Raw genomic sequence first — 11,594 nt, 5'->3', positions numbered from 1 at the left:
CCTAGCTCTTCCCCGTTAACTTACTTGAATGATGACTTCATCATCTTTCTCAATTACAGGCCTTGGTATATTCTCATAGCGTAAATCCTCAATAACGTACCGTATACATTTAAAGCTTCCATGGAAATGCTGCTCTCCAAATTACAACTGATGTCCCATTAACCGTTTGGTTGCAAAAAGCTCTCCATGTCTGACTTACTTGCTGTTGGATGTAAAGTATAATTTATAATCTATGATTTTCGTTAACTCTTGTCTTTTCATCTCTAATCTCCCCTCCTAAAGCTAATCTTGTACTAGCTTTAGGAATACTTTAAGGATTAAGTATTGACAAATTTGTAAGTTTGATTTACATTTTATACATCAAAAAAAATTGATTTATAAGCGAGGTGAAAATTATGGAACGAATTAAAAATGTAAAAGAATTAAGCAATGATGAAGCTCTCGACTTTTATGAGAATATGTTTAACGCCTTAGCTGATCGAATAAGACTTAAGATTTTAAACGAAATTAATAAAAGTCCTCATAAAAACTTATGTGTTTGTGATTTAGAAGAAAAATTAGATTTAAAACAATCTAAACTTTCTTATCACCTAAAAAAATTAGTAAATGCCAATATACTGATTTCAGAAAAGCATGGAACATGGAATTATTATAGAATTAATGAAGAACAAATACAGCTTGTTTTAACCGAAGATACTTGTTGTAAGATCTTTTAACAAGTGTCTTACTTATCTACTCAATAAATCAAATTTTATTGATTTATTAATCAAAATTATTTGATTTATAAAAGTGAGGAGTTATACGAATGTCAGATACAATTTTAGAGTTTATCCAAACATTTTTCATGCTATTCTTTGAATTGCTTGCGTTGTTTATAGCTGTCAGTTTTATTGTTAGTTTAATCCAACAAGTAGTATCAGAAGAAAAAATAAAAAGATTATTAAATCGTCCAAACAATGCCGTTAATTATGTGTTAGGAACATTCTTTGGTGCAATAACACCATTTTGTTCATGTTCAACGATACCTATTTTGGCAGGATTATTAAATGCAAGCGTTCCATTTGGGCCTGCTATGAGTTTCCTTATCGCGTCCCCTTTAATGAATCCAGTAGTTGTATTTATGTTATGGGGTCTTATAGGATGGCAAATCACAATTGTGTATATTGTTGTTCTAAGTATTTTTAGCATATTAACTGGATTTATATTTTCAAAATTACATTTATTAGATTCATATAAAGGAGTAACAGTAAAAGGTGATGGGTTCTTTAGTAATAAACAAGGATCTAGAATAAAGCAAGCATTAAATGACGCATGGGCATTTCTTTACCCAATGCTTCCTTATCTATTCATTGGTGTTTTCATAGGTGCCTTTATTTATGGGTTCATACCAACTGAGTTCATTACGAAGTATGCAAGTGGTGACGGCATTTTCTCTGTTTTCATCGCCTCGCTTATTGGCATACCAATGTATATCAGACCAGAAACGATGTTACCTATAGCAGAAGCTCTTGTTTCAAAAGGAATGTCAATGGGTACAGTTATTGCTTTAGTTATTGGAGGAGCAGGGGCTAGCATCCCAGAAGTTGCCTTATTATCTAAGTTATTTAAAAAGAAACTATTAGTTGCATTTATAGCAGCTATTTTAATTGTAGCTATGGCAACTGGTCTCATCGTAAATCTAATTTTTTAAAGGAGAGGTGATCAGTATATGAGTATGGAATTTTCAGTTATAAAGCGCTATGGTAATGCTGCTATTAATCATGAACAAAATCTTTGTTGTCCTGTAGAATACGATACGAAGTACCTCAAGATTATACCAGAGGAAATTATAGAAAAAGATTATGGTTGTGGAGATCCTTTAGGGAAAATTAAAGAAGGAGACACCGTTTTAGATTTAGGTAGTGGAGGTGGAAAAGTTCCTTATATCGTATCTCAAATTGTTGGGGAAACTGGAAAAGTCATTGGTGTAGATATGAATGATGATATGCTTTCCCTTGCTAAAAAATATCAACGGGAAATAATTGATACTCTAGGTTATGACAATGTCATTTTTCATAAAGGGAAGATTCAAAACTTGAAATTAGACTTAAATAAGGTAGATGAGTATATAAAAGAAAATCCAGTAGCTAGTCTAACTGGTTTTAATTCAATTAACGATTACATCTTTCATTTAGAAGAAAGCTTTCCAATGATTAAAGATAATAGCATAGATGTTGTTATTTCCAATTGTGTGTTAAACCTTGTTTCAACTAAAGAAAAAGAGCAATTATTTAATGAAATATATAGAGTTTTAAAGAAAGGTGGCAAAGCTGTCATATCGGATATTGTTTCAAATACGGAAGTTCCACAGGAATTGAGAGATGATGAAAATCTATGGAGTGCTTGCTATTCGGGAGCAATGGAAGAAAAGAAATTTATAACTGCATTCGAAAATGCAGGGTTTTATGGTATTACCATTGATAAACGCATGGAAACATGGACAACAATTAAAGACATAGATTTTAGAAGCATGACAGTTACAGCATACAAAGGAAAAGACGGAGCTTGTCTTGATAAGGGGCAATCTGTCATTTATAAAGGGCCATTTAAACATATCGAAGATGACGATGATCACATTTATCAAAGAGGTGAAAGAACTTATGTATGTGAAAAAGCTTTTAATATATTGAAAAAGGAACCATACTCACAACTTTTTGATTTTATAGAGGGAGATGAACACCACATCAGCAATGATGATGAATGTTGTGCATCCACTTGTAATTGTTAATCTCTTTAGAAGGAGGTGATAAGATTGGAAAAAAGCAGCTTTAAAAAAGCAATCTCTAAATTAAAGCCGAAACAACAAGAATGTTGCTCTGTGCAAATTGAAGACAGTAAAGAAAACGAGCATGAATCAGAAGCTAAAAAAGAGAAAAATAATAATAATTGTTGCTAATTAGTAATTCAAGGAAGCATAATTTTATGCTTCCTTTTTCCACATTATGGAAATGTTCTAATATAACATGCATACCTAATCCTAAATAAGAAGTACTGGAAATGACCATTTTAAGTAGCTGGGTAGGTTCGAGCAAATATCGAATAGCAGGACTTTGGACTAATTTCAATAAACCATTCGGGAACTGATGAAATTTTCATGACTCCCTTAATTGCTATAGGTGTTTAAGTATAAAATGAAACTTCATTCAGTGAGTTTTTCCATCCCCCACTGTATGTTAGGATCACAAGGGCATGACCTAAAGGTCTGTGAACCAATCGGGCTGTTACCGGCTGTTAAATCTCTCACTTAGAAATGTAGTGTTTCCTTATTTCTTGAGGTGGAAGTCTTACAGCAAATTACACTGCAATAAAATAAGTACCCATGTATCCATTGCTTTTCCAACTAAAAAGGTTTCTTAAATGACACAGCAAAAAAAGATTCATAAATATTACCCTAACTAAGAAATTGCATAAAGGCCTATACTCAAACTAAGCAACATTATTAATCTAAAGACAAGCAACGATACATAAATTGAACATTCCAGCAGCAACCAATAGATAAATACCACTTTTCAAAATGTGCCATAAAATATAAAGAGCCAAAAACCCTTGTTAGACAAAGGTTTCTAGCTCTCCTACGACTATTTCCCATTCAACAGTAAATGCTGCAGAAACCGTTAATATGAATGAAGTTTAATTACGCAATGACTTGATACTCGATTTGCTGTTTCCATTAATTTAAAAATAATAACTTCAAACTCTCGATTGTCAAAATCCTTGTTGTGTTATAGCACCCCTCAATTAAATAGTAGAGTATACTTAATTTTATTGTTTCTTTATCAGTAATAACCTCTCATTCTATCTATAAAATAAAAATTGAACAACTTCTAACAACTTATTTTTTTGTTACTTCTTCATCAGTGAGTTCTGATAAACTTTCTATTATATCAAAAGTTCTCTCAATATTTTTTCTTTCGTATAATTCTTCATTTTACTATCGTATTCTTCAAATTATGACTCTATTTTCATTTTTCTCCATTTCTTCATTATAAACCAACAAAGAACTAAAATAACTTTTCCCTATTTTTTTGCATATCTTTTATTATATTGAATACTTCTTGAGGCCCTAAAAATGATTTATTGTAACAATTTTCCATCCACACTGGTTCAGGTATTTTTTTTTAAGATACCAATCTTTAATAATTGATTTTAAAAATGAATCGTATCCTGGTAACCAAAGTTAAAGGAAGTTTCTATTGTAATCAAAAGTTGTAAAATACTGTGCTCTATCAAATAACAATAAACTAACCTATCTTTGGTGATCAAACGGAATATTAAATTTTTTCACAAAATACTTATCTGATATCTTTAACCACTTGATTTCTTCTATATGATGACAATATAAACCTTCATTTGTTCTTGATATTTTTCCCGTTCATAAACCTATGATATGATTTTCTCTATAATAATCATCTTGTGCAGGGCCGTATTTCTGAAGTAAAAAATCAACTGCTCCTTCATAAGTTTTCGATAGTAAATCCAAGTAATCTTTATAGCTGGTCATTAATTATTACCTCTAATCCTAAGTTGTTTTGATCTTATATAATACCTAACCTGTCATGTTAAGGTATAATCTCCATTATAATATGTTTACCATAAAATAACGCATCATTAGCAGCATAATTTGTAATCAAAATAGGATCCGTAGCTCTTCAGTTCTTTTTTCGTGGTTTGAGGTGCATGCATTATTTTTAGTAACGATAGCAAAGTCTTTGACCCACGCTCATTTATTCACGAAAAACCTACATTTCCTGTGCTTTTTTAGAAGCAGTCTTTAAAAGCTCATTTATTGATTTATTTGAACTCCCTTATGGATCTAAATCAATATTGGCTTTTAGTAAATCGTATACCATAAATTCGTTCTAGCTTCATTCCGCATTTTTCATCATCTACATACAATAATAAAATTATTATATCAAATAGGACATTTTAGTCTCGTTTTGTCACAATTTATAAATTTTACTACTTTATTCAGTAAATCCAAAAAATATATTTTGATATTTTAATGAATTTTAGAATGTATAATTTTTAAATCAAAACCACCAGTGTTGGAGACCCATAAAGTTAGACAGATTATTCTTTTAAGCAGTTTTTAAGGTCTGAATTACTGTTGTACCGGGCTCAGACCTTTTAGTTTTGCTTTGATTCTTTTGTGGTTATAGTAATGAATATATTTTTCCAATTCTTGCTTAGAATGCTCTATACAGGTGAATGGGTGTTTTACAACTTTATTCTACTTCACTAATTTACGGACTTAAGTATGTAAAAATAATTACCTCATTATCATAGATACTTCCCTATGCTAGTTAATGTTTTAATAAGGTTAAGTGTTTTTCCAACTATACTATCTGCTGAACCAATCATTGCTTCTGTTTTCTCAATTTTTCCTACTGTATCATTAAAAAAACCATTTCCTTCGTTAGTTAATTCTTTATTTTCACCTGAACTATTCTCAGATTCAGAAATAGCTTTTTCTTCTTGTTGTTTATTTTGTAAGTCTTTTTCAAACTGCAATTTTAGTTCATCCATTATCTTAGGTTGTAATTGCCCTCTATAAAAATGAAAATTCCTTTTAGGAAGCTTAGAATATTCCTCCCAAATATCTTTTTCAATAAGCATTTTTGCTAGATTAAGTTCGGAATCTACTCTTACGGCAATAGTAGATGTTCCATGAAAACGCTGCTTTTCTATTAAGAAAATCCTTAATGAAAAAAAATCGACTATATTATTACAATGTAAAAATACATTAAACTCTAAGTCCAGCAGTCTCTTTTGTAGATATTCTGGCAATTGTAAATATGCTACTTGAAGTTTATTTGAAAGTGTGAATAATGTAGGATGACCAAATGTATATTCACTATCTTTAATTATACCTCCGTTTAAATACTCCATGAACGCTTCGAAGTATTCATTAAATGTGTCCTTAAACTCTTGAACTTGGTTTAGCAGTTCTTCTTTTTGTTGACCCATTCTTTTACCTCCCTCAATAAAGTTAATTTTTCTACCAAATACTCATGTATTCTCAATATTTCATAAACATCATATAGTTCACTCACTAAGATTACTGGATATCATTTGAATTTCTATAAATGATTTACAAGGTAGGGGCCATCCTATCGTCCAAACTGGATGAGTTTGGAAAATAAGTGTATAACCGTGCTAGGAAATCTCCACACAAATCACGGTCGCTAACCCTCCCATATCTCTCCGGATCGTATCCATACTTTCCTTCGTCCTGCGTATCCATGAGGTGGAGGTTGGAAATGCTCCTTTGCTGGGTCTAAAGCCCGAATGGTGAAAATAAGCTCCAACTCTACACTATTGGTGTTTGTATAAGAAACAATTGGTATTTAGCGTGTTTTCCTAAAACTTTAAGCAGCCTGTAATGCCTGGATTTGAGGTAATCCTCTTAACAGTTTTGAACCATCAAACTCACATTGCTTTTGTCCAATGACAAACAATACACGTAGTAACTTACAACACAAGGCAATGAGTGACTGTTGCTTTTTCAATGGCTTTTTAGATCGCGTTGTATAGTATTGATGCAAGGCCTTAAATGTCGGGTTATGGGCGACTAGCGGACGAATAGACAAGTATAAGGCTCGTCGTAATCGGCTTCGCCCTCTCTTTGTAATCCGTGTTTGACCCTTGAATTTACCAGAGCTGTGTTCTCGTAATGAGAGACCAGCTAAATTAACTAATTGCTGGGGGTGACTATACGTTGTAATGTCACCTACCTCCGAGAAGAATAGAGCGATGGTAGTAGATCCTAATCCTGATATCTTCATCATTTGTTTGGATCCCGGAAGTGTCTCTACAAGATCTTCTAGTTCCTTGTCTAACTGTTCTAATTGCCCTTTATAGAGCTCATATTGGTCTAATAGATAATCCAATTCACGCTTGGAAAACTGAATTCCAATCTTTATGCTAACACTCTTTTTGCCGGCTTCTACTAGCTTTGTTGCTCGTTTCATTCCCACTCCACGTTGGACAAATGGTTTCCATTTCATCAACACTTCTTCCGGTGATTTCTTAATTCCTATTTATAAGTTGTATTCTTAACTGTAATATTTATATTTGCATTACAAGGTGTACTTTTTTAAAAAATCTTTTATAAATTCCTTACTGTATTTTTCCTCTACTTCTTTAGTAACAAGAATTGTTAGTTTATCTAAAGATCTTGTTAGCGCAACATAAAGCCTATTTTTAGTTTTATTATTAATTGTTTTCTCTAAAAAGAGAAACGGTGCTAAATCGGTAGTTAATACAAACAGACAATTATCACCTTCCTGTCCTTTTATACTATCTATAGAGGATAACGGTATTCGTTTAACATCCACATTAGTATTGATTTTTAATGCATTTATTACTTTGGCATATGTTTTTTTATCATAACCAATGTATTTATTAATTATTTTCATAGCTTCCCTTTCATTGTTAGTTTGTTCATATTTCGATATTAATTTTCTGGCTAAATAGTACGCTATTTGTTTTATTCTCAGTTCATCGATTTCATCTAAACTTTGATTAAGCATATCAGTAATCTCATGAAACAATGTTCTAAACCTTATATCTATATCAGTATTCTGTGCTGTTGAGTACCTATCATTTTTTTCAGAAATGTATTTTAAATCAAATGCAGTTGAATTAAAAAAGATTAAAATATTGATATCTGTTTCGAAAAGCACAGAAATTGTTCCATATTCCTTTTCAGAATGTTGCCATTCATCCTTTGGAAATAAGGAATTTGAAATATCCAAATGGTTTTGAGGAGACCTATGACATATTGTAATATATTCCACGTTTTCTTCATATTCCTCCAGTAACATTCTTAAAGAATTAGTACCGTTAAGGTCTTGTTTCGGATCTCCAATCAGCTCTATTTCAATAGATATTTCATCAATTTTCTTCAATATTTCCACTAGATGTTTATCAATGTCTTGAGCCTCATCAACAAATATATGAGTACAATATTTTTTAAATTTTTCTAATATTAAAGCACGAACCTCTTTTTCCTTTTTTCTATCACTAGACTTTTTGTGAATAACCCATTTTGCGCGCTCTGAAAAAACACTAACATGTAAAATATTTGCTTCTTCAAGTTGAGTGATTTTACTTCTCTTATACTTAGGCTCAGGACTTAACTGAATACTTGATATTTGTGTGTATTGTTTATTATATAATATATAATAATACGGTTTAATAACTTCTTGATATAAAAATGAATGAATAGTACTTAATCTAATGTTGTCGGGAATATTTCCAAAGTAATCAATGAGTTTAGTTTCTATACTCTCAACAGCATTATTTGTAAATGTAATACAATATATATTTTCATGAGCCGGAAGTCTTTCATATCTATCAATAATTTTTTCTGCCATCTTTGTTGTTTTGCCTGAACCCGCGCCTGCTATATTAATTTTCATTTGCGATTACCTCAAGCTCACTAGCACTATCATCGCCTTTGTTTTCATATAAAAAGTCTATTATGTCTTGTATATGTTTTGGCATTTTCAATTCTGTAAGTTCCTTATTTGAAATATCCTTACACAGTCTAAGCATGACTGATGATTTAGCATTTACCCATTTATCAGAGAGTTCCTTTTTATTTGTGCAATTCCAGTCATATAATTCATTAAAATAAACTTGTAATAAATCAAAGTTATTTTCGGTATCTAGAATTTCTGGTTCAAGAGTATATTCCTTTGTAGTTGTGACAAGAATGTTTTTATAATCATTGTATTCATGATGTTCCTTTTTAGCATTTGGTTGATTATCATAATCACGAACAATTCCCAATTTATTGGATGTTCCTTGATTTATTTGTAACCATATGTCCATTATATTTTTAAATCCTTTATGGAACGAAATTACTTCAATGTCATTAAGCTCTTCTTTACTATTAAAATAGGAACGTATAAATAGTTCTTCTGTCAATCCTTCAACCAAAATACACTTTTTAGAAAAAAACAACTTATACAAATCTAAGTTGGGATTCTTAGATAGATAATCTTTATTACCTTTGCTCAATTCAGTAGAAAGAGAGAATGCCTTGCCATTATTCACTATTACTATACTATCAAAATCCAACTTATTAACAAATTCGGTACTATGCGTTGAATAAAATAATTGTACAGAATTGTCTTTAGTAGAGAAATAATTCATATAACTTGCCATAAGTTTTTGATTGTTTGAGCATAAATGAGCTTCTGGTTCCTCTAAAGTAATTATTGAAAATGCAATATCTGATTTCTTTTCAATAAACGAATTGAGTAGAACAAAAAGTAAAATTAAATTTCTATATCCTAACCCTTGAGAAGCTAAGTGTTCTCCTGAATAGCCTAATTTAACACTATTTAGCAAAGAGCTCATATTTGGCATATTAGGGAGTATTGATATCTTTTCAAAAAAATCTTTTGCGTTGGAAATTTTTGAATTTTCCTGCCAATTAATTATGCTTTCCATATCACTTAAGCTTTTAAGCTTTTCAAAAAATTTAGTGTACTCTTTTTCAACGGTAATTTTTGAAGAAGTATCCAATTTCATTTCTAACAGTTTTACTAAGGATCTAGAACCTAATCTTTCTGATGTTTTGGAAAAATCATCTCGTTCAGCAACAAGAGAGGTATACTTAAATAGTTTTAATAAATCATAAGATATACTTTGATTTTTCTCCGGTACTTTTATTGTATGCGAATATAAATCGATAGGGAGTAAATTCATCTTTATTGTGTCGATAGAATATTCATCGATTCTAGAACCTTTTTCATAGGAAATAAGGATTTCTTTAACCCTATTTAATACTTCTTTTACATTTTTGGGAGAAAAATCATAACGCATTCCATAATTAATATTACCATTTTGATCAACTCTACTTGTTAAATCTTTTACGAAATAAATCTCAATATCCTTCACTTCAAAATAAACTTCAACCGTAACATTAGGTATAACTTCTGAAAATCTGTCAATATCTAAAGTTTCATTTACTATAGCTTCTTGATTTTCTAATATGAATTGATAATATAGATCTTTAGCTTCGTTGTTTATATCAAACCAAGAAAGATTTTTATTATTATAACCTAGTTCATTGGATAAAAAAGGGAGTGTAATCGCTCTCAATATATTGCTTTTTCCACTATTATTTTCTCCAATAAGGGATACAATATTAGTTAATCTAATATTTATATCTTTGATATTACGAAAGTTCTTAATAATTAAATTTGAAATTTTCACTTATTTCCCATCCATTCCATAATATAATTACCTAATATTTTGTTACAATATTAATGGTTATTAAGTGTAAATCATACATTCTATATTTTCAGTATCTAACAAAATGAATATTGAATTTTAAAATTATCTTTTATATAGAGAAAATCGAAGTTAATCAGATACAGAAATTGTACATATATTATCTTTTTTAAAAATCATATTTTTTGTAATTTGATAAAATACTATCTCTTAAATCCATCAATTTTTATCAGACAATAAAATAATACATAAATATTATTAACCACTGATGGCCTATCATTTAATATTCAAGAAGGTATCAGTCAAAAACATCGAACATATTATTCAATTTGTTTTTACCTTCAATCCTTTTCACCCACTACTTTATCACTGAGTTGTCCCTCAAGAAATGGCCTTATTGAAGTAACTATAATGGCTCTAATCTTACTTTTTTGTTTATCACTGGATTCTTTTCTTTTATTAAACATGTCCAACATGAATCTGTAATCATTTTCTGCATTATAATTATTATATTTATTAGGTTTAAATCCACCTTGTTCAAGAAGATATTTTAATAACTTTCTAGAAAAATAGTTACTATTTAAAGATATGAATTCATTCTCTTTAACTGCATGAAATAATTTGAATAGCGTTTCATTGATAGAAGTAATTTCATTCAAATCAACACGATTAAATTTTTTGATACATGAACTTCCAATAGGGAAGAGAGTATTACCATTTTGGAAGTTTTTTATTGTGAATAAGTATCTAATATTTTCTTTCCCGCATATACAAGAAGAATCATTGTCTTGATCTTCTATTACATCATCTATGTCCCACTCTAGTACAGCGCTGTTCCAAAAATCACTTTCAGAGTTATCAATAACTTCCTTAATTAAATTCTCCGAATAAATCGAACTCATGACTTTAGCCCCTTTCCATAATGACTACACATTTGATTAATGTAATTCTATCATTTATAAATGAAAAGGAACAAATTTGTTCAATTTTCTCTTTGTTTTCCCACACTCTAGGTCGGTCAGAACTGTAAAATGTCCTTTTGGTTAATGGCGGAGGTAATCCTTCAAAGGATATTTAGAAATAGGATTACTTTATTAATTTACTCCCCTCACTTTTTAATCACATACGTACGACAAACACTAATAAATAATGGTGTAAAATAGAATTAGAATAATCAAAACCACCAGTGTGAACTGGTGGTTTGCTCTGCGGCTGAAAGCCTTTGTTACCGGCCTCGGCCTTAAAGGCCCACCGAACGGGTCTCCCATTTGCACCACATTCACTCACTGATTCTAAAGAATCTTCTA

9 protein-coding genes and 3 pseudogenes are annotated in these 11,594 nt (G+C 30.5%); 4 read left to right on the top strand and 8 right to left on the bottom strand.

What is annotated here, in order from left to right:
• The first annotated feature begins 395 nt into the window (after positions 1 to 395).
• The 4 genes from JUJ52_RS09920 (at position 396) to JUJ52_RS09905 (ending at position 2,935) form a co-directional block, all read left to right on the top strand.
• Entirely contained in the window at positions 396 to 716 is a 321-nt protein-coding gene (locus JUJ52_RS09920) for an ArsR/SmtB family transcription factor (RefSeq protein WP_026679872.1), read from the top strand.
• A gap of 89 nt (positions 717 to 805) precedes the next feature.
• A complete protein-coding gene (locus JUJ52_RS09915) occupies positions 806 to 1,690 on the top strand; it encodes a permease (protein WP_205389607.1) in 885 nt (294 codons plus the stop codon).
• An 18-nt stretch (positions 1,691 to 1,708) separates the two neighbouring features.
• Entirely contained in the window at positions 1,709 to 2,767 is a 1,059-nt protein-coding gene (locus JUJ52_RS09910) for a methyltransferase domain-containing protein (RefSeq protein WP_205389606.1), read from the top strand.
• Positions 2,768 to 2,791: 24 nt separating this feature from the next.
• Complete coding sequence (locus JUJ52_RS09905; RefSeq protein ID WP_162986365.1) at positions 2,792 to 2,935, top strand: hypothetical protein; 144 nt, start codon at positions 2,792 to 2,794, stop codon at positions 2,933 to 2,935.
• Between the two features lie 1,065 nt (positions 2,936 to 4,000).
• Here JUJ52_RS09905 and JUJ52_RS23840 read toward each other — a convergent pair.
• The 8 genes and pseudogenes from JUJ52_RS23840 to JUJ52_RS09870 form a co-directional block, all read right to left on the bottom strand.
• Positions 4,001 to 4,540: pseudogene (locus tag JUJ52_RS23840) on the bottom strand (SAV1803-related protein); the annotation flags it as partial.
• A 600-nt stretch (positions 4,541 to 5,140) separates the two neighbouring features.
• A pseudogene (locus JUJ52_RS09900) lies at positions 5,141 to 5,248 on the bottom strand (IS3 family transposase); the annotation flags it as partial.
• Between the two features lie 71 nt (positions 5,249 to 5,319).
• Complete coding sequence (locus tag JUJ52_RS09895; RefSeq protein WP_228088889.1) at positions 5,320 to 6,006, bottom strand: hypothetical protein; 687 nt, start codon at positions 6,004 to 6,006, stop codon at positions 5,320 to 5,322.
• 401 nt (positions 6,007 to 6,407) lie between these two features.
• Positions 6,408 to 7,070: pseudogene (locus JUJ52_RS09890) on the bottom strand (transposase); the annotation flags it as partial.
• A gap of 48 nt (positions 7,071 to 7,118) precedes the next feature.
• Positions 7,119 to 8,462: a UvrD-helicase domain-containing protein gene (locus JUJ52_RS09885; protein WP_228088888.1), complete on the bottom strand. Its 1,344-nt coding sequence runs from the start codon at positions 8,460 to 8,462 to the stop codon at positions 7,119 to 7,121.
• Positions 8,452 to 10,269 carry an ATP-dependent nuclease gene (locus JUJ52_RS09880; RefSeq protein WP_228088887.1) on the bottom strand — a complete coding sequence of 606 codons (1,818 nt, stop codon included), beginning with the start codon at positions 10,267 to 10,269 and terminating at the stop codon, positions 8,452 to 8,454. Before JUJ52_RS09880 ends, JUJ52_RS09885 begins: the two co-directional genes overlap by 11 nt.
• Before the next feature lie 359 nt (positions 10,270 to 10,628).
• Complete coding sequence (locus JUJ52_RS09875; protein ID WP_228088886.1) at positions 10,629 to 11,189, bottom strand: hypothetical protein; 561 nt, start codon at positions 11,187 to 11,189, stop codon at positions 10,629 to 10,631.
• Between the two features lie 217 nt (positions 11,190 to 11,406).
• Positions 11,407 to 11,594 (bottom strand): hypothetical protein (locus JUJ52_RS09870; protein WP_483887870.1); only part of this gene is annotated, 188 nt, incomplete at its 5' end.

The sequence above is a fragment of the Virgibacillus sp. AGTR genome (assembly GCF_016919725.2).
Taxonomy (GTDB): Bacteria; Bacillota; Bacilli; order Bacillales; family Amphibacillaceae; genus Virgibacillus; species Virgibacillus salarius.
The sequence above is the reverse complement of the archived record's forward strand: the minus strand, read 5'-3'. Positions and strand labels throughout refer to the sequence as shown.

Coding starts and splice junctions, on each gene's coding strand:
- JUJ52_RS09915 (WP_205389607.1), top strand. CDS start 806: ATGTCAGATACAATTTTAGAGTTTATCCAAACATTTTTCATGCTATTC.
- JUJ52_RS09885 (WP_228088888.1), bottom strand. CDS start 8,462: ATGAAAATTAATATAGCAGGCGCGGGTTCAGGCAAAACAACAAAGATG.
- JUJ52_RS09875 (WP_228088886.1), bottom strand. CDS start 11,189: ATGAGTTCGATTTATTCGGAGAATTTAATTAAGGAAGTTATTGATAAC.
- JUJ52_RS09910 (WP_205389606.1), top strand. CDS start 1,709: ATGAGTATGGAATTTTCAGTTATAAAGCGCTATGGTAATGCTGCTATT.
- JUJ52_RS09920 (WP_026679872.1), top strand. CDS start 396: ATGGAACGAATTAAAAATGTAAAAGAATTAAGCAATGATGAAGCTCTC.
- JUJ52_RS09895 (WP_228088889.1), bottom strand. CDS start 6,006: ATGGGTCAACAAAAAGAAGAACTGCTAAACCAAGTTCAAGAGTTTAAG.